This window comes from Mesorhizobium sp. M0633 (assembly GCF_040320645.1).
Taxonomy (GTDB): Bacteria; Pseudomonadota; Alphaproteobacteria; order Rhizobiales; family Rhizobiaceae; genus Mesorhizobium.
Map to the genome: position 1 here is coordinate 126,506 of NZ_JAMYQC010000002.1, position 17,686 is coordinate 144,191.

A 17,686-nucleotide genomic window follows, 5' to 3' on the forward strand; every position below is an offset into this window, starting at 1 on the left:
AATTCGGTTCACCTCTTGAGAATTCCCTCGACGCAGGCGCTGCGCGCCCTCGACAGTTTTGCCCGCCACGGCAGCGTCTGGCGCGCCGCTGACGAACTGCATCTGACCCGCAGTGCCGTCAGTCATCAGTTGCGCCTGCTCGAACGCGATCTCGGCTTCGATCTGCTCGAACGCATCGGCAAAGGCGTGGCGCTGACGCCACGCGGCCAACGCTATGCCAGCGACGTGCGCAAGGCGCTGACGGTGCTGGGCGACGCGGTGACACGCCATGCCGGCACCGGCATCGGCGGCTCATTCAGTGTCAGTTGTACGCCGGGTTTCGCCTCCCTGTTCCTGTGCACCCATATCGGCGAGTTCCGGCAGATGTACCCCGATGTCGCGCTACGCATCCTGACGCCGCGGCGTCTCGACGACGTGAGCAATGCCGAGGCCGATGCCTTCATCGCCTTCGGCGTCGGCAATTGGCCCAACCGCGCGGTCGAGCTGTTGTGCGGGATCTCCTTTACGCCGCTGTGCAGCCCGACGCTGCTCAACAAGATCGGCGGCTTCTCCAAGCCGGCCGACGTGCTGCGCGCCAATCTCCTGCATCTCGGCGATACCGAGGACTGGGCGCGCTGGCTGGCGCTGTCCAAGGTCGAGAACCCCGACCCGGAAGGCGGCATCTTCTTTTCCGACATGAACCTGGTCTTTTCGGCGGCGATCGCCGGCCAGGGCATCGCCATGGGCGACGAGCTGACCAGCGGCCGGGCACTGAGCGAAGGCCGGCTGGTCCGCCCCTTCGACATAGCGATCAATTCACCGCGCTCGTATTTTCTGGTTTCCGAGCACGCCAAGGCGGCGCATCCGGTGCTGGAGGCGTTTGGGCGGTGGCTGAGGTCGAAGCTGTCGGAGAACCAGCGTTAATCTCCCCCCTCGAGGGGGAGATGGCCGCGAAGCGGCCAGAGGGGGTCGGTCCAACTGGGCTCGGCCTGCTGCTGCAGAGGAGGTTGGCACTTCAAGCGAAGCGACCCCCTCTGTCGCCTTCGGCGACATTTCCCCCTCGAGGGGGGAGATTGGCGCATAGATGAATCAAATTTGCCGATCAGGCGAAAACTATTCGGTTGCGGTGAGCCGCCGCCCTGCCTACGATTTCGCCTACGCTAAGGAAAGGGCAGGATGCAGCAACCCGGCCGGGCCGCAGAGATCAAGGCAATCGGGATCGGCAAGAGCTTCGGCTCGTTCCGTGCGCTGGACGATCTGACGCTCGATATCGGCCGTGGCGAGTTCCTCACCCTGCTCGGCCCCTCCGGTTCCGGCAAGACCACCTTCCTGATGATCCTTGCCGGCTTCATTCAGCCGACCGACGGTCGCCTTTACAGCGACGGCATCGACATCACCGAGCGGCCGGCCGAGCAGCGTGCCGCCGGCATGGTGTTCCAGGGCTATGCGCTGTTCCCGCATATGAGCGTCGAGGCCAACATCGCCTTTCCGCTCAGGGTGCGAAAGAAACCGGCGGCCGAGATCAAACGCCGCCTCGGCGAAATGATCGAGCGCGTCGGGCTGAGGGGCCACGAGAAGAAACTGCCGTCGCAATTGTCCGGTGGCCAGCAGCAGCGGGTCGCACTGGCGCGGGCGCTGGTGTTCGAGCCGGGCGTACTTTTGCTCGATGAGCCGTTTTCGGCACTCGACAAGAGCCTGCGCGGCCAGATGCAGGCCGAGATGAAGCGGTTGCACCAGGAGACCGGCACCACCTTCGTCTTCGTCACCCATGACCAGAGCGAGGCGCTGGCGTTGTCATCTCGCGTCGCCATCTTCAACCATGGCAAATTGCTGCAGGTCGGCGCGCCGGACGAGGTCTACGACCGGCCGGACAACCGCTTCGTCGCCGAGTTCCTGGGCGAGATCAACATGCTGCCGCTGAAGGGCGTGCGCCCGGCCGACAATGGCTCGACGGGCCTCTGCGAAGACCGCGCGATCAGCATGCGCTGCAGGGCAGAGAAGGTCCGTGGCGATGCCATCCTGGCGATCCGGCCGGAATACATGTCGATCGCCCGCGAAGCCGCGGCAGGCGAGAACGGCATTGCCGCGACTGCCGTCGCCTCGACCTATCTCGGCGCTGCAACGCGGCTCGATCTGACGACGCGCCAAGGCGCCAAGGTGACGGTCTCGGTGCCGAACGAGGTCGCCGCCTCTGCCCTCAGCAAGGGCAATTCCGTCTGGCTGACCTGGCCCGCGGAGAAAGGCTTCCTCCTTCCGGATGGAGAGCAATGACGATCGGCGTGGCGAATTCGCCAAGCTGACATTCAGGAAATACCAACGACAAAAAAGGGGAACTGACATGACAAACCAAACCAAGAAAAATTCCATCGAGGCGCTGTCCGCCAGGGCAGTGCGCGGCGAGATCTCGCGCCGGCAGTTCACGCAGCTGGCCGCACTGGTGCTGGCCGGCACGCCGATGCTGCTGCGCTCGACCGGCGCCTTTGCCGCGGCTAAGGAACTGGTGCTGGTCAACTGGGGCGGCGACGCCATTACCGCCTATGACGCCGCTTACGGCCAGGCCTTCACCAAGGAGACCGGCATCACCGTCAAGATGGACGGTTCCGGCCCGACCGAAGGCGCAATCGCAGCGCAGTTCAAGAGCGGCGCGCCGACCTGGGACCTGGTCGACGTCGATCCGTTCTCGGCCATCACACTCGGCGCCCAAGGTATGCTCGAGCCGATCGACTATGCGGTCGTCGACAAGAAGAAGATGCGGCCGGGATTCGGCTGGGAGTACGCTGCCTCGACCTATTTCTTCTCCTACGTCATCGCCTACGATGCCGAGAAATACGGCAGCCAGGCACCGACCGGCATGGCCGACTTCTTCGACGTGGCAAAATTCCCCGGCAAGCGCTCGCTCTACAAATGGGGCGTGTCGAGCTGGGAAGCGGCACTGCTCGCCGACGGCATCGCGCCGGCCTCGCTCTACCCGCTCGACCTCAAGCGCGCGCATGACAAGATCGCTGCCTTCAAGGAAAACGTCGTCGCCTATTGGGGCGGCGGCGCCGAAAGCCAGAGCGTGCTGCTCAATGGCGAGGCCTCGATGGCGATCGTCTGGTCGACCCGGGCTTCGCTCATCGAGCAGGATTCCGGCGGCAAGATCAAGTTCATCTGGGACCAGGGCCTGATCTCGCCCGGCGCGCTCGCCGTGCTCAAGGGCAATCCCGGCGGCAAGGACGCGGCGATGAAGTTCATCGCCAGCACCCAGGACCCGGAGAAGGAACTCATCATGTTCGACAAGCTCGGCCAGGGTCCGGCCAACCCGGCCACCGATGCGCTGATCCCCGCCGACAAGAAGCGCATCAACCCGGTCGATCCCGAGAACATGAAGAAGCAGATTCCGCTCGACATGGATTGGTACGCCAAGAACTACGGGGCAGCACTCGACGAATACACGAAGATCATCTCCGCCTGACAAGCCGGGATAACCGGATGAGAGCATACCTCTCCGACAGGATGGGCGCGGCGCTGTTGATGGCGCCGCTGCTCCTCTTTCTTGTGCTGGCCTACGCCTGGCCATTCCTTGGCGTGGTTAAATGGAGCTTCACCCTGCCCACGCCGGGGCTGGGGCAGTACAATGCGCTGCTCACGGATCAGTTGGTGCAGTCGGTCTTCATCCGCACGCTGCGTATCGCCGCGATCGTGACGATCGTTTCGGTTGCCGCCGCCTACGCCATCACCGTTGTCTGGGTACGCGGCACGCCGGTGCAGCGCGTCGTGGCCGAGTTCTGCATCCTGGTGCCGTTCTGGATCTCGGTGCTGACGCGCGCCTTCGGCTGGGTGGCGCTTTTGTCCAATCGCGGCCTGATCAACACCTGGCTGCAGGCGGTCGGCTTCATCTCGGAGCCGCTGGCGCTGGTGCGCAACGAGTTCGGCGTTATCGTCGGCATGACGCATTTCCTCATCCCCTTCGCGGTGTTTCCACTGGCCTCTTCGATGCGAAGCCTCGACGACCGTGTGCTGCTGGCGGCGCGCGGCCTCGGCTCCAGCCGCATGCGCACCTTCTGGTCGGTGTTCGTGCCGATGACCCGCTCCGGCATCATCGGCTCGGCGCTGATCGTCTTCGTCTTTTCGCTCGGCTTCTTCGTCACGCCGGCGATTCTCGGCGGCGGCCGCAGCGTGATGATCGCTGAGCTGATCTATCTCCGCATCTTCCAGAGCCCAGACTGGGGCCTGGGCGCGGCGATCAGCGTGGTGCTGGTGTTATTCGTCGGCGCGCTGATGGCGCTGCTTTTCCGCTATATCAGGCCGAAGCAGTTGGTGTAGCGCGATGCCGACCTACCGCCCCGGTCCCGTCTCGCTGGTCCTCGCCGCCCTCGTCGCGCTGTTCCTGCTGTTGCCGCTGCTCGCCGTCATCCCGGTATCGCTGACGCCGAGCCGCATGCTGGCGATGCCGTCGGGCGAATTGTCGCTGCGCCATTACCGGGCGCTGATCGAGGATCCGCGCTGGATCAATTCGATCTTGCTCTCGATCAGGATCGGCATCGTCAGCAGCGCCTTTTCCACCGTGCTGGCACTCTGCTTCAGCCTCGGCATCTGGATGTTCCAGCCGCGCTTCACGGCAGCATTGGTCGGTTTCGTGCTGCTGCCGATGGTGGTGCCGCCGGTGGTCTCGGCAATCACGCTCTACTTCCTGCTGACCTCGATCTCGGGGTTCTCGTCGTTCTTCGGCTATGACACCTGGCTGGGTGTCGCCATGGCGCATGCGGTGATGACGGTGCCCTTCGCCACGGTGCTGATCCTGGTGTCGCTCAGCCAGCTCGACCGCCGCATCGACCTCGCCGCCCGCGGCCTCGGCGCCACCGTGTGGGAGCGCGCCACCCGCATCATCATGCCCAACATCAAGTTCGGCATCGTCACCGCGGCGTTGTTGTCGTTCGTGCTGTCCTGGGAGGAGATCGGCGTCACCCTGTTTATCACCTCGGTCAACGCCATCACGCTGCCGCGCTTGATGTGGATGGGCCTGCGCGACAACATCGACCCGGCGATCGCCGCACTCTCGGTGATCCTGATCGTCATCACCGTGCTGGTGCTTGTGGCGCGCAGCGTCGTGGTCAGGCTGCGCGCGGCGCAGTAGACGCGCCTCACGCCGTGGTGACTGGCGCAAATGAAACCTTGCGCTACGATTTTCGTTATAAGTAGTTCAACACGTCGAAGGCTCCGCCATGACCCAAGGATGGTTTTCCAAGCCGGTTGCGGTTGCGGTCGGCATCGTGGGAGATATCCGCAACATTTCCAACGCACGGCAGGCTGTCGAGTTGCTGGAAACCCACTGGCGTGACGCCGGCAGCGCCAAACACGGCTTGGCACTGCGCACATGCCGCCGCGCCATGAGCGACGATCGCTGGACCGAAGCCGCCAGGGATGCGTTCGTCGAGGCCGCGCGGGAAGCGCATGTCCTGGTCGAGCGAGCCGTCGAACCGGAGAACCGGTCCAGGCAGGCGGGACCGTGATCGATTTGTGATAGCCTCGGTGGTCCGGCGGATCTATTGCATCTCAGGCAGCATGCAGCCTTGGAATGGCGCTGACGTCAACCTCGCGTTCCGCGTGCCACGCATCGTAGGCGGCCTGCATCCTGAGCCAGATCGCGGCGCCGTCGCCGAACATCTTTCCAAGACGGGCAGCGACAGCCGGCGACACCGGCTTCTTTTCGCGGATGATGTCATAAAGCTGCTGGCGCGAGATTCCGAGCAGATTGGCGATCTCCACCTTGGTCTTTCCGGTTGCCGGGATAATGTCGTCAAGCAGCGCTCCAGGGTGGGATGGGCAGCGCTCCATCGGACGCATCGGCTCATACACGCTCATAAATCGCCTTCTCCAATCTGGCCGCCTCAATGGTACTGTTCGAAATCGACGCGGGCGGCATCATTGGCGTCGAATTCGAATGTGATGCACCACGGCCCGTTGACATGCACCGTGTAGCGGGTCGGGTTAAAGCCCTCCAAAGCGTGGAAGTCGAAGCCGGGCAGGTCCATGTCATCAGGCCTTTCCGAGACTTCCAAGCGGTCAAGACGGACAAGGATGCGCTTATGCATCTTGGCGTCTATCTTTCCGGTCTTTCCGGTTTGAAAGAGATCTGCCAGCGCCTTGTGCTTGAACGACTTTATCATGCAACATGTAAGCATATTGCTGACGCGGGTCAAGCAGGTGTAAGCAAATAATTTACAGAATGGTCCGAGCCCATCGGAGGCAATAACTACGCCCGCTGGATGCTGGGCCCGGCCAGCCGAATACCTGGCGGACCTATGTCACGGCACTATCCGCTAACCCATCGCATGGCGGATTCTCTTGGACAGGCGGCTCAAAAATGCCGGCCTCGACGACGCATCAAGCTTCCACGACAGCACCGCGGTCGCCATTTTCCGCGGCAACACCCCGACCGACAGGAACCAGGCGGCAAGGATTGCACGCCGCCGCAGGGATGCGGTCATTTCGAGGCTGGCGACGGCGCCGGCCGCCCCGAGCGCCAGCCGGGAATCGTCGGCCACGGGATGTCGGTCTCTGTCCGCGCAAAGCGACGCCAGCCGCTCTTCCAGGTGGACCGGATCGTGGCGGACAGCATCCGACGGCACGATGGTCAGGCCGATCCCGGAGGCCTGGTCCGACAGCGCCTGCATGCGGCGGAAATCGTGAGTTACCCGCCAGCGTGCCCGCTCGGCGAGCTTTTCACCGAAGACCGAATGATTGGCGCCATGGATCCGGTAGGCGCCGAGGCATTCGTCGATCGATTGGACATGCCCGTACATCGGCGCCAGCGTTGCCAGATAACCGTCGGCGCCCTGGCGGAACTCCGGCTCCGGTATCGGCATGATCGAGTCGAGCGTTGCGCGGTCAAAGGCCAGCCCGCTGGTCACTGTCGTCTGATAGCGGCCCTTGTGCAGGAGTTTCGGCATGACGTCGCCGCTGTCGAAAGGCAATTCGGGCGGCGGAAAGACATCCTTGATGCGTTGCCCCTCGTCGACGATATGCAGTCTGGACTGGACCTGAGCGGTTGCATCATCCCAGGTTTCGACAATGGTGGAGACGGCGGTTGGATAAAGATAATCGTCGGCGTCGAGGAACAGGACGATCTTGCCCGAGCTCGCCGCAAAGCCGGTGTTGAACGCCGCCGCGTGTCCGCCATTTTGCGCCCGCGGGCATGCGAGTATCTCATCGCGATAGGATTCCATGATTGTCGTGGAATTGTCCTGCGATGCATCGTCGACGACGATGACTTCGACTTCCGCGTAGTCCTGCTCGAGGGCGCTGTCGATGCTGCGTTTGAGGAACCGCGCATAGTTGTAGTTCGAGATGATGATGGATACCGGAATGACAGGCTGCATCGCGTTTGACCTCGCATCTTGCTTTGGTTCGGCAAAGGCCCTCATGGGCCTGCCCCTCTTCAAGTGCCCCTCTTCAGGCGCGACGAGTTCCCTCAGAAAAGCTTGCGCTTTCCACCAGGAGGACGGGTCACGTTTCGCTTGCGACTTCGCAGTGAGGCCGCCATTGCCTTCGAGGGCTGCCGCCATAGTCAGAACGCGGTCGGCAGCAAAAGCTCCGACGGTTCGGCAAGGATGATGTTGCAAACCGAGCCCGACGGAAATGTCTCGCTTCACGATCAGGTCGGGAGCGAAGCGGACGGGTGCCCTGAAGGCATGGCGGATACTGGCCTGCAAATGCGGCTGGAACAAGCCCCGCCTCGAAAATAGCGCCACTTCAGGTTGCGTTTCAGGCGGCATGCCGCGACCCGCCGCCGCTGTTGCCCCGAAGCCGGCGAACCGCCTCCGGGGCCTTGTGGGCATGTGGCCTAGACGGTCAGGCGGCCTGCAAACCCGGCAGCGACAGGTCGACTTCCTCCGGCAAGTCGCCGGCCATGGCGGCGGCAAACTTCGTCTGGTCGAGTTCTCCCTCCCAGCGCGCCACCACGACCGTCGCCACCGCGTTGCCGATGAAGTTGGTCAGCGCCCGGCATTCCGACATGAAGCGGTCGACGCCGAGGATCAGCGCCATGCCGGCGACCGGCACGGTGGGGACGACCGAAAGCGTTGCCGCCAGCGTGATGAAGCCGGCGCCGGTAATGCCGGCGGCACCCTTGGAGCTCAGCATGGCGACGGCGAGCAGCAGGATTTGGTCGCCGTAGGTGAGCGGCGTGTCGGTCGCCTGCGCGATGAACAGCGCCGCCAGCGTCATGTAGATGTTGGTGCCGTCCAGATTGAAGGAATAGCCGGTCGGGATGACCAGACCGACCACCGAGCGGTTGCAGCCGGCGCGCTCCATCTTGGCCATGAGGCCCGGCAATGCCGCTTCCGAGGACGAGGTGCCGAGCACCAGCAGCAGCTCTTCCTTGATGTAGCGGATCAGCGCCAGGATCGAGAAGCCGTTGTAGCGGGCAACCGCGCCGAGCACCACCAGCACGAACAGCAGCGCGGTCAAATAGAACGTGCCGATCAGCATGGCGAGATTGGCGATCGAGCCGATGCCGTATTTGCCGATCGTGAAGGCCATGGCGCCAAACGCGCCGATCGGTGCGGCCTTCATCAGGATGGCGACGAGGCGGAAGATCGGCGTGGTCAGCGCCTGCAGGAAATCGACAACCGGACGGCCGCGATCGCCGACCAGTGCCAGGGCGACGCCGAACAGCACCGAGAAGAACAGCACCTGCAAAATGTCGCCCTGCGCGAAGGCGCCGGTGATGGTGTCGGGGATGATGTTCATCAGGAAGCCGACGATGGTTGTGTCGTGCGCCTTCTCGGCATAGGCCGCCACCTTGGTGGTATCGAGCGTTGCCGGATTGATGTGCATGCCGGCGCCGGGCTGGACGACATTCGAGACGACTAGGCCGACGACCAGCGCCAGCGTCGAGAACACCAGGAAATAGATCATCGCCTTGCCGGCGACGCGGCCGACCTTCTGCAGGTCGGAAACGCCGGCGATGCCGGTCGCCACGGTCAGGAAGATCACCGGCGCGATCACCATCTTTACCAGCTTGATGAAGGCGTCGCCGAACGGCTTCATCGCCTCGCCGGTTTCGGGATAGAAATGGCCGAGCAGCACGCCGGCGGCGATCGCCGCCAGCACCTGCACATAAAGATGCCGGTATAAGGGAAGTTTGCCGCGCGGCTCGGCGGCAGCGATTGCTGTCTGCATGACGTCCTCCATGGCGCCCCGATCGAAAGCTCGACTCCCCGGGGCAGTTGTTTTGAGACCAGCAGCCTCGCGACTGCTGAATTCGTGTTTGCAACAGCCGTGCCAGATACGCAGAAGAGTGCTTCAGCATTGATTTTATTGAGCATTCGCAAACGTCCGCACTGCCGGACGCATGGTCAAGTGCGACTCTCCGCATAGGTCGAATTGTGTTTTGTGCGAGTTCATGCACAAATGGGCGATGCTGCAACGCCCCGCCGGTGCCTTGTCTTCGACGCCCGAGCAACTCGCCAGGCGGGCGCGCCGAGCCTGGCTGCTGTTTGCGGCCGTCGCCCTGCTGATCGTCACCGCAGCGCTCTACGGCGCCGGCCTCTACGGCCGCACCGCCGAGGTCGAGACCCTGGCGGCGCAGGGGCGTACCGACGCCAATCTGAAGGTCGCGCTGCTGCGCGCCGTGCTCGAAAGCCCGCGTGCCCTGCCCCTGCTTTTGTCCGCAGACCAGCAAGTGCGTGACGCGCTGACGCAGAAAAATGCCGCGGCAATCGATGTGCTGAACCGCAAGCTCGAGGGGCTGGTCTCCGGCACCAAGGCGTCGGTACTCTATGTCGTCGGCACCGATGGACTGGCGATCGCCTCCAGCAACTGGCGCGAGCCGATCAGCTTCGTCGGCAATGACTACCGTTTCCGCGATTATTTCTCCGGCGCGATGCAGGCCGGAACCGCCGAGTATTTTGCGCTCGGCAATGTCAGCAAGCGTCCCGGCCTCTACATTTCGCGCCGCGTCGGCGATGCAGCCGCACCGCTCGGCGTCGTCGTCGTCAAGATGGAGTTCGACCAGCTCGAAGCCGACTGGCGCGAGGCGAACCGCCCGGCCTATGTCAGCGACGAGAATGGCGTCGTGCTGATCACCAGCGTGCCGTCCTGGCGTTTCATGACAACCGCACCGCTGGCCGCACCTAAGCAAGCCGCGATCCGCGACAGCCAACAGTTCGGCGATGCGCCGCTTGTGCCGTTGCCGATCATGCACGCGCAGGCACTCAGCCCGGATGTGTCGATTGTCCACGCGGTGACGCCCGGCGGCAGCGACGCGGAGTATCTCAGCCTTTCCACGACGGTTCCTTCGACCCCCTGGCGGCTCGACTATCTGATCCCGGCTGAAGCGCCGATCGCTGCCGCGGTCCGCGAAATGCGGCTTCTTGCGCTCGGCGTCGTCGTCCCGCTCCTCGGCCTTGCCGCGTATCTGTTGTGGCGCCGGCAGTCGGCGCAGATGCGGATTGCCGCTGAACAGGCAGCCCGCACCGAACTCGAACGCCGCGTCGTCGAACGGACCGAGGATTTGAGCCGCGCCCGCGACCGGCTGCAGGCCGAGATAACAGGCCACCGCAGCACGGAAGCCAAGCTCCAAATCGTGCAGCAGGATCTGGTCCAGGCCAACCGCCTCGCCATCCTCGGCCAGGTCGCGGCCGGCGTCGCCCATGAGATCAACCAGCCGGTCGCCACCATACGCGCCTATGCCGACAATGCCCGCACCTTCCTCGACCGCAAGCAGACCGGGCCGGCCGAGGAAAACCTCGGCGCTATCGCAGCCCTTACCGAACGCATCGGCTCAATCACCGAGGAGTTGAAGGCATTTGCCCGCAAGGGCCGCACCGCCGCCGAGCCTGTCGAATTACGTGGTGTTATCGAAGGCGCCGTCATGCTGTTGAGAAGCCGCTTTGCCGGCCGGCTCGACGCATTGGCCATCGACCTGCCGCCGCCGAGCCTCAAGGTCATGGGCAATCGGGTGCGGCTCGAACAGGTGCTGATCAACCTCTTCCAGAACGCGCTCGAAGCACTCGACGGCCGCGACGACGCTCATGTGCAGGTGTCGGTCGAGGAGACCGCGGACGGCGTGACGGTCGGCGTGTCCGATAACGGACCAGGCATTCCGCCAGGGATCCTCAAATCGCTGTTCACGCCGTTCAACACCTCCAAGGAAAAAGGCCTTGGCCTTGGCCTCGTCATCTCGAAGGACATTGTCGCCGATTATGGCGGCCGCATCGAGGTTTCAAGCGACGACAGCGGCACCCGCTTCACCATTCATCTCCAGACAGCAGCGTAAGCCATCATGACGAACGACAATGCCGCGCCGGTGATCCTGATCGACGACGACCGCGATCTCCTCAAGGCCACCGTGCAGACGCTGGAGCTTGCCGGCTTCTCGGTCTCCGCCTTTGCGGTGGCGGCTGAGGCGCTGGCCGGGCTCGACGCCGGTTTTACCGGCGTCGTGGTGTCGGATATCCGCATGCCTCAGATCGACGGCTTGCAGCTTTTCAATCGCATCCTGCGGCTGGATGCCGACATTCCCGTCATCCTCGTCACCGGCCACGGCGACATCGCCATGGCCGTCAAGGCGATCAAGGACGGCGCCTACGACTTCATCACAAAGCCCTTCGCCGCCGACCGGCTGGTACAGAGCGTGCGCCGCGCAGCGGAAAAGCGCCGCCTGGTGATGGAGAACCGCGCCTTGCGCGAGGCGGCCGGAGAGGCGCAGGACGGCCTGCCGCTGATCGGCCAGACACCGGCGATGGACAGGCTGCGCCGCACGCTACGCCAGATCGCCGACACCGACGTCGACGTGCTGGTGACCGGCGAGACCGGCTCCGGCAAGGAGGTGGTGGCAAGCCTTCTGCATCGCTGGAGCCGCCGCGCCAAGGGCAATTTCGTCGCGCTGAATTGCGGCACGCTGCCGGAGACCGTCATCGAAAGCGAATTGTTCGGCCATGAGGCCGGCGCCTTCACCGGCGCGCAGAAGAAACGGATCGGCCGCATCGAGCATGCCAGCGGCGGCACGCTGTTCCTCGACGAGATCGAAAGCATGCCGGTCTCGACACAGGTGCAGATGCTGCGCGTGCTGGAGATGCGCGAGGTCACCCCGCTCGGCACCAACGAGGTACGGCCGGTCGACCTGCGCGTCGTCGCCGCCGCCAAGGTCGACCTCGGTGATCCGCGCCAGCGCGGCGCCTTCCGCGAGGACCTCTACTACCGGCTCAACGTGGTGACGATCTCGATCCCGCCGCTGCGCGAGCGCCGCGACGATGTCGCCCTGCTGTTCTTCTATTTCGTCGACCGCGCCGCCGCCCGTTTCCACCGTCCGGTGCCAAATGTTCCGGCCGCGGTACATCGCCATCTGAGCGACCATGATTGGCCGGGCAATGTGCGCGAACTGGCGCATTTCGCCGAGCGGTTCGTGCTTGGATTGGAGGAAGGCGCCGAAGCACAACCCCCTGCCCCGACCCAATCGGACACCGCCATGAAGCTGCCGGAGCGGCTGGAGCTCTATGAGGCCGACATCATCCGCGAGACGCTTGGCCGCAACGACGGCGACGTCAGGCGCACGATCGAAGCGCTGGGAATTCCGCGCAAGACTTTCTACGACAAGCTCCAGCGTCACGGCATCGTGCGCAGCGATTTTTCCCGGTAGTCGCCGCCGGGCCTCGACCGGGCGGCTCGGTTACTTGGCGTCGTGGAAGATGATACCGACAGTGTGGCGCATGCCGGAGCGAAGCCGGCTGACGCCGTGCCTGAGATTGACCCGGTAATTACCTCGTGTGCCCTGGACCGGACGATTGTGGACCGCGAAGGCGACCGCATCGCCCTGGCGCAGCGGCACCACCTCGGCGCGGCTCTGCATGCGCGGACGCTGCTCGGTCAGCACGAACTCGCCGCCGGTGAAATCCTTGCCTGGTTCCGACAACAGGATCGCCACCTGCAGCGGGAAGGCAAGATCGCCGTAGAGATCCTGGTGCAGGCAGTTGAAGTCGCCGGGAACATATTGCAGCAGGAGCGGCGTCGGCCGCGTCTGGCCCTGCTCGTGGCATTGCTCGAGGAACGCGGCGTGTTCGTCGGGATAGCGCTGCGCGATACCCATGCGCTCGTTCCAGTCATTGGCGACCGCGGCCAGGCGCGGATAGAGCGCGGTGCGCAAGCCGCCGATCAAGTCGGGCAAGGGATAGCGGAAATAGCGGTACTCGCCCTTGCCGAAGCCATGCCGCGCCATATGGACATGGCTGCGGAAATGGCTCTCGTCCGAATAAAGTTCGGCAATCTGCCGGCACTCCTGCGGCGTCAGCAGCTTTTCCATCACCGCGCAGCCATAGCCGCTCAGCTCATCGGCCAGCGTCCGCCAATCATATCCGGCAACGCGCAGCTCCGCCGATTTCACCGCCGCTTTCGCGCCTGTCGAATGGATGGTCATGGCTTCGCCTCCTGTGGCTTCTGGTCATTGAGATGGGTGAAACGGCGCGCGCGGACCACCCGTTTCTTGCCGGGTGAGCCTCGCGGGATGGGACACCATCCAATTTCCCATTTCGTTGTTGTGCGCTAAACTTGTTCCACTTCAACGGGCCGCCACCCCCATGATCGTCCAGACCTGCATCAATGGCGCGCGCAGCGCCGATTATCATCCGCAACTGCCGCTGACGGCGGAGGCCATGGCGCGTGACGGCGCGGCCTGCATCGCCGCCGGCGCCGCCGAACTGCATGTTCATGCCCGCGGGCTGGACGGTCGCGAAAGCCTGGCTCCGGCGGCGATGGACCGGACGGTGCTGGCGCTCCGCCGCGCCTGCCCGGGGACGCTGATTGGCGTGTCGACGGGTGCCTGGATCGAGAACGACGACCAGCGGACGCTGGCCGCGATCGCCGCCTGGAGCGAGCTGCCCGACTATGCCTCGGTCAATCTCAGCGAGAATGCAGCGCCCGCCGTCATGGAAAGCCTGCGACGGCGCGGTATAGGCATCGAGGCCGGCCTCGCCTCGGTCGCCGATGCCCAGCGCCTGGTCCGCCTCGACCACAGCAGCCAGGTGCTGCGCATCCTGATCGAAATCTCCGAGCAGGAGCCGGACGCGGCGCTGGAGGTCTGCGACGGCATCGCCGCGGTGCTCGACGGCGCCGGGATGCGCCGGGCGATCCTACTGCACGGCGCCGACGCCACGGTCTGGCCTTTCGTGCACCGGGCGGCGGAGCGCAACTGGTCGACGCGCGTCGGACTGGAAGACGGCAAGGAGCTTCCTGATGGAACGGTGGCGTCCGGTAACGCCGCGCTGACAGCGGCAGCCGTCGCGATCTTCGAGACCAGCCGGTAACGCGAGGAAAGCGTTGATGACGGCCATTCTCCTCTTCACAGGGGAGATGCCAAGTTTTGGCAAGGAGGGCAGCACGAGGGGCCTGCCCGTTGACGCTCCGGACCAAACCCGAAAAGCCCCGGCCGAAGTCAGGCGGATCTAGAGTGCGGCCGCACGATAATGTCAGTAAATCTTATATAAAACTTTATGTATTAATTAAACCGGCGATTAATCAGCACATCAACGATCCCGTATGTTAATGTTCTCCTGCTTCGGGGACCATTTTTTAATGAACATCATTCCAGAGAATGATCACGCTGCGCCGCGTCGGGTTCAACAGTATACATCGATACAGGTCTTGCGCGGGCTGGCAGCTCTCATGGTTGTTGTCTATCATCTTCCGGCCGCACTGGGCATGCTCGATCTGCGTATTCCCATTCTAAACAGTGGCGTTGACCTGTTTTTCGTCATCAGCGGTTTTGTCATGGTTCTCTCGACGGAGAACAGACGTCGTGACCACCGTGCTTTTTTGATGCAGCGGTTCACGCGCGTCGTTCCGTTCTATTGGGTTATGACCTTCCTCATGGTCGCCGCACTTTGGTTGTTTGCCGGTCGTGCAGTGTCTCTTGAGCAGACCACCAATAGCCTGCTTTTCATACCCTATCTCGATACGGTCACAGGCTATGTCCAACCGGTGCTTGGCGTGGGTTGGACGCTCAATCTGGAAATCCTGTTTTACATTCTGTTCGCGGCGACTATGGGTTTTGGCAGGTTGACGCAAATGGCCGCGGTCGGCGTTGTCTTTGCAATCGCCGTTGCTGCACGCATCATCTTCAAACCCGCCGCCGACACTGTGCTGTTTTTCTACACCACGCCAATCCTGTTTGAGTTCCTTGCCGGCATGGCTCTCGGCCACCTGGTCCGCGGGCTGACGCGTTTGCCTGTTTTCCTGGGTGCCTCGGCAATCGTGTTCGCCATCATGTCCGTGCTGGTGATGGTACTTGGCTTCAACTTGCCGCGAACCCTTGCTCAGGGAATCCCGGCGTTGATCCTTGTCGCGGCTTGCATCAGCCTGGAAAGCTACTTCCGGCTTTTTGCTCCTCGCGTGCTGGCAATATTGGGCGATGCTTCCTACTCTCTCTATCTAACGCACCCTATCGTGCTGCTTGCGACCGCTCCTGTCGTTGCAAGCGCCAATCTGTCACCATGGCTTGCAGGCGTGGTTATTGTCACCGCCTGCATTGCCGTCTGCCTGGCCAGCTACAGTTTTATTGAAAAGCCGCTTTTGGCCATATCGCGGATGAGCCGTTCCGCCCATCAGGTGAAGGCGCAATGAGTTGCTGCTGCGCCCCCACCAACTTGGTCGGCGTGCTATGGAGGTGCGTTGCACCTCTTGCGCACCCTCGAACACAGCGCGTCCCGAACGGCGCTGTCCCGCCAGCCTCAAACCGGCGGCGCTGAACCTCCAAAGGTGTCCTGAACACAAAAAAACCGCCTCGGCGGGCGGGTCGTCGGTGTGAATCAGCACCATATCCAAATTAGTAGCATAGCTGCCGGCACAAAGCAAGAACAAAATGTGGCGACATCGACGAAACTGCCGATAGGCACAGCGGCACGGCGGATGACATGGCTCTTGCCGTTATTAAAAATCTCTCATAAGGTATTTTCATATCAGAAAGAAAATACGATAGTTTCTTTCCTTTTATGAAAGCCTGAGCGTTTGCGGGAACATCTGGATCAGACCGACCGGCGACTGGTCAAGCTGCTGTCGCAAGATGCGCAGCTTGGCGTCAACCGCCTCGCCGAGAAGATGGCGATCTCGGTGCCGACGGTGCGCATGCGGCTGCGCAACCTGCTCGACCGCAACCTGCTCAAGATCGTCGGGCTGCTCAACCTGACCGAACGCCCCGAGCTGATCTCGGCGATCGTCGGCATCAATGCGCAGGGACGCGGCCGCGCCCGGGAACTGGCGCAGCGCATCTCCGAACTGCCTTTCGTGAACTCGGCCGCCGTCGTCACCGGACGCTTCGACATCATCGTCGACGTGACCGTGGCCGGTGATGTCGCCGATCTCTACCGCGTCACCAGCGAGCTGATCCCCGGCGCCGGTGAGCCGGGCGAGGTCGTGCGCAGCGAAACCTTCGTCGTCATGGCGTCCTGCAACAAATGGGTCAGCCTGCCGGAAGGCTGCTGGTCGGACGAGACGCGAAAGGAAATGGCATGAAGATCGCGGTTCTCGGCGGCCTCGGCCTGCAAGGCCGAGCGGCGATCGCCGATCTCGTTGCCAGCGACGGCGTCGAGCAAGTGGTCTGCCTCGACACCGCAACCGACGGCGCTGCGCGGCTTGGCGGCCTGACCGACCTTGCCCGGGTGCGTTTCGTCGTGCCGGAGGGCGCGATCGGCCCAGCATTGGCCTATGTGATGAAGGACGTCGACGCGGTCATCGACCTGTTGCCGCAACCGCTGATGCGCGAGGCGGTGCAGGCGGCGATCGCGACGCGCACGCCGCTGGTCACCACCAATTACGGCAAGGCCATCGCCGACCTCGCGCCGAGGCCGAAAAGGCCGGCGTTTCGATCGTCACCGAATGCGGGCTCGACCCCGGCATCGACCTTGTGCTCTACGCGCGCGCCGCAGGCCAGTTCGACACCATCACCGCGATCGATTCCTACTGCGGCGGCATTCCCGAGCCGAAGGCGGTGGTCGAGCCGCTGCGCTACAAGGTGAGCTGGAATTTCGACATGGTTCTGGTCAGCCAGAACCGCGACAGCGTGCTGGTCGAGGACGGCAAACGGGTCGATGTGCCGGCCGCCCGCCAGCACGACAATCGCTTCATCCACGAGATCGAGGTGGCGGGGCTAGGCAGGCTGGAAGCCTTCCCCAATGGCGACGCGCCGCATTACGCCGGCATGCTCGCCGCCGCCAAGGAGCTGCAGCGCTCCGGCCGCTATTCGCTGCGCTGGCCCGGCTGGTCGGCGTTCTGGGCGCCGCTGAAGCAGCTCGGCTTCCTGTCCGAGGACAAGGTGCCCGGCACCGGCGTTAGCCCACGCGAATTCCTCGGCCGGCTGCTTGGCCCGCAACTGCAATATGGCGCGGACGAAAAGGACCTTTGCGTCATGCGCAACGTCTTTGTCGGCAGCGAAGGCGGCCGCCGCAAGACGGTGACCTCAGAGCTGGTCATCGAGCGCGACCTCGCCTCCGGCCTGTTCGGCATGAGCCTCGGCGTCGGCTATCCCGCCAGCATCGTGGCGCAGATGCTGGCACGGCGCGAGATTGCCGCGCCCGGCCTGCTCAACCCGCTGCTGCATGTGCCCGATGGCCGCTTCCTCGATGAGCTGGCCAGGCGCGGCATCAAGGTTGCCGAAATGGTGAGCTGGGACTGAAGGATTTTCGAACGGTGGTTGCCGCCGGCAACGGCGCCGCCGCTCAAAAGGCACCCCAAG

16 protein-coding genes and 1 pseudogene are annotated in these 17,686 nt (G+C 63.6%); 12 read left to right on the forward strand and 5 right to left on the reverse strand.

Annotated features, from left to right (window positions below; genetic code table 11):
* The first annotated feature begins 15 nt into the window (after positions 1-15).
* The 6 genes from NKI47_RS02555 (at position 16) to NKI47_RS02580 (ending at position 5,471) form a co-directional block, all read left to right on the forward strand.
* Positions 16-903 carry a LysR substrate-binding domain-containing protein gene (locus NKI47_RS02555; protein WP_023677271.1) on the forward strand — a complete coding sequence of 296 codons (888 nt, stop codon included), beginning with the start codon at positions 16-18 and terminating at the stop codon, positions 901-903.
* A 252-nt stretch (positions 904-1,155) separates the two neighbouring features.
* Entirely contained in the window at positions 1,156-2,250 is a 1,095-nt protein-coding gene (locus NKI47_RS02560) for an ABC transporter ATP-binding protein (RefSeq protein WP_352587175.1), read from the forward strand.
* 67 nt (positions 2,251-2,317) lie between these two features.
* Positions 2,318-3,433: an ABC transporter substrate-binding protein gene (locus NKI47_RS02565; protein WP_352587178.1), complete on the forward strand. Its 1,116-nt coding sequence runs from the start codon at positions 2,318-2,320 to the stop codon at positions 3,431-3,433.
* Between the two features lie 17 nt (positions 3,434-3,450).
* Positions 3,451-4,284 carry an ABC transporter permease gene (locus NKI47_RS02570; RefSeq protein WP_031194462.1) on the forward strand — a complete coding sequence of 278 codons (834 nt, stop codon included), beginning with the start codon at positions 3,451-3,453 and terminating at the stop codon, positions 4,282-4,284.
* Positions 4,285-4,288: 4 nt separating this feature from the next.
* Positions 4,289-5,095, forward strand: a complete 807-nt coding sequence (locus NKI47_RS02575) for an ABC transporter permease (RefSeq protein ID WP_352587181.1) — start codon at positions 4,289-4,291, stop codon at positions 5,093-5,095.
* Positions 5,096-5,183: 88 nt separating this feature from the next.
* Positions 5,184-5,471 (forward strand): DUF982 domain-containing protein, encoded by a 288-nt coding sequence (locus tag NKI47_RS02580; RefSeq protein WP_352587184.1) that lies wholly within the window; start codon positions 5,184-5,186, stop codon positions 5,469-5,471.
* Between the two features lie 43 nt (positions 5,472-5,514).
* Here the strand turns inward: NKI47_RS02580 and NKI47_RS02585 are convergent, their stop codons facing one another.
* The 4 genes from NKI47_RS02585 to NKI47_RS02600 all read right to left on the reverse strand — a co-directional run bounded on the left by NKI47_RS02585 (position 5,515) and on the right by NKI47_RS02600 (position 9,144).
* On the reverse strand, positions 5,515-5,823 hold the full coding sequence (locus NKI47_RS02585) for a HigA family addiction module antitoxin (protein ID WP_352455430.1): 309 nt from the start codon (positions 5,821-5,823) through the stop codon (positions 5,515-5,517).
* A 26-nt stretch (positions 5,824-5,849) separates the two neighbouring features.
* On the reverse strand, positions 5,850-6,128 hold the full coding sequence (locus NKI47_RS02590; protein ID WP_023677264.1) for a type II toxin-antitoxin system RelE/ParE family toxin: 279 nt from the start codon (positions 6,126-6,128) through the stop codon (positions 5,850-5,852).
* Between the two features lie 153 nt (positions 6,129-6,281).
* Positions 6,282-7,340, reverse strand: coding sequence for a glycosyltransferase (locus NKI47_RS02595; protein WP_352587187.1), 1,059 nt, complete (start codon positions 7,338-7,340; stop codon positions 6,282-6,284).
* A 472-nt stretch (positions 7,341-7,812) separates the two neighbouring features.
* Positions 7,813-9,144, reverse strand: coding sequence for a dicarboxylate/amino acid:cation symporter (locus NKI47_RS02600; protein ID WP_352587190.1), 1,332 nt, complete (start codon positions 9,142-9,144; stop codon positions 7,813-7,815).
* 238 nt (positions 9,145-9,382) lie between these two features.
* Between NKI47_RS02600 and NKI47_RS02605 the strand changes: the two genes are divergently transcribed.
* Positions 9,383-11,242 carry a sensor histidine kinase gene (locus NKI47_RS02605; protein WP_352587193.1) on the forward strand — a complete coding sequence of 620 codons (1,860 nt, stop codon included), beginning with the start codon at positions 9,383-9,385 and terminating at the stop codon, positions 11,240-11,242.
* Positions 11,243-11,248: 6 nt separating this feature from the next.
* Positions 11,249-12,604 carry a sigma-54-dependent transcriptional regulator gene (locus tag NKI47_RS02610; RefSeq protein WP_352587196.1) on the forward strand — a complete coding sequence of 452 codons (1,356 nt, stop codon included), beginning with the start codon at positions 11,249-11,251 and terminating at the stop codon, positions 12,602-12,604.
* Positions 12,605-12,634: 30 nt separating this feature from the next.
* Here NKI47_RS02610 and NKI47_RS02615 read toward each other — a convergent pair whose 3' ends face one another.
* Complete coding sequence (locus NKI47_RS02615; protein ID WP_352587198.1) at positions 12,635-13,378, reverse strand: 2OG-Fe(II) oxygenase; 744 nt, start codon at positions 13,376-13,378, stop codon at positions 12,635-12,637.
* Between the two features lie 160 nt (positions 13,379-13,538).
* Between NKI47_RS02615 and NKI47_RS02620 the strand changes: the two genes are divergently transcribed.
* The 4 genes and pseudogenes from NKI47_RS02620 (at position 13,539) to NKI47_RS02635 (ending at position 17,626) form a co-directional block, all read left to right on the forward strand.
* A complete protein-coding gene (locus tag NKI47_RS02620) occupies positions 13,539-14,264 on the forward strand; it encodes a 3-keto-5-aminohexanoate cleavage protein (protein ID WP_023677257.1) in 726 nt (241 codons plus the stop codon).
* A 268-nt stretch (positions 14,265-14,532) separates the two neighbouring features.
* Positions 14,533-15,579, forward strand: a complete 1,047-nt coding sequence (locus NKI47_RS02625) for an acyltransferase family protein (RefSeq protein ID WP_352587201.1) — start codon at positions 14,533-14,535, stop codon at positions 15,577-15,579.
* Positions 15,580-15,963: 384 nt separating this feature from the next.
* Entirely contained in the window at positions 15,964-16,467 is a 504-nt protein-coding gene (locus tag NKI47_RS02630) for an Lrp/AsnC family transcriptional regulator (protein WP_023677254.1), read from the forward strand.
* A pseudogene (locus NKI47_RS02635) lies at positions 16,464-17,626 on the forward strand (saccharopine dehydrogenase family protein). The gene NKI47_RS02630 and the pseudogene NKI47_RS02635 overlap by 4 nt, the downstream one beginning before the upstream one ends.
* Positions 17,627-17,686 lie beyond the last annotated feature (60 nt).

Bases quoted from the DNA above. Each gene is read 5' to 3' on its own strand.
- NKI47_RS02560 (WP_352587175.1), top strand. From the start codon at position 1,156: ATGCAGCAACCCGGCCGGGCCGCAGAGATCAAGGCAATCGGGATCGGC.
- NKI47_RS02565 (WP_352587178.1), top strand. From the start codon at position 2,318: ATGACAAACCAAACCAAGAAAAATTCCATCGAGGCGCTGTCCGCCAGG.
- NKI47_RS02570 (WP_031194462.1), top strand. From the start codon at position 3,451: ATGAGAGCATACCTCTCCGACAGGATGGGCGCGGCGCTGTTGATGGCG.
- NKI47_RS02575 (WP_352587181.1), top strand. From the start codon at position 4,289: ATGCCGACCTACCGCCCCGGTCCCGTCTCGCTGGTCCTCGCCGCCCTC.
- NKI47_RS02580 (WP_352587184.1), top strand. From the start codon at position 5,184: ATGACCCAAGGATGGTTTTCCAAGCCGGTTGCGGTTGCGGTCGGCATC.
- NKI47_RS02585 (WP_352455430.1), bottom strand. From the start codon at position 5,823: ATGAGCGTGTATGAGCCGATGCGTCCGATGGAGCGCTGCCCATCCCAC.
- NKI47_RS02590 (WP_023677264.1), bottom strand. From the start codon at position 6,128: ATGATAAAGTCGTTCAAGCACAAGGCGCTGGCAGATCTCTTTCAAACC.
- NKI47_RS02595 (WP_352587187.1), bottom strand. From the start codon at position 7,340: ATGCAGCCTGTCATTCCGGTATCCATCATCATCTCGAACTACAACTAT.
- NKI47_RS02600 (WP_352587190.1), bottom strand. From the start codon at position 9,144: ATGCAGACAGCAATCGCTGCCGCCGAGCCGCGCGGCAAACTTCCCTTA.
- NKI47_RS02605 (WP_352587193.1), top strand. From the start codon at position 9,383: ATGCTGCAACGCCCCGCCGGTGCCTTGTCTTCGACGCCCGAGCAACTC.
- NKI47_RS02610 (WP_352587196.1), top strand. From the start codon at position 11,249: ATGACGAACGACAATGCCGCGCCGGTGATCCTGATCGACGACGACCGC.
- NKI47_RS02615 (WP_352587198.1), bottom strand. From the start codon at position 13,378: ATGACCATCCATTCGACAGGCGCGAAAGCGGCGGTGAAATCGGCGGAG.
- NKI47_RS02620 (WP_023677257.1), top strand. From the start codon at position 13,539: ATGATCGTCCAGACCTGCATCAATGGCGCGCGCAGCGCCGATTATCAT.
- NKI47_RS02625 (WP_352587201.1), top strand. From the start codon at position 14,533: ATGAACATCATTCCAGAGAATGATCACGCTGCGCCGCGTCGGGTTCAA.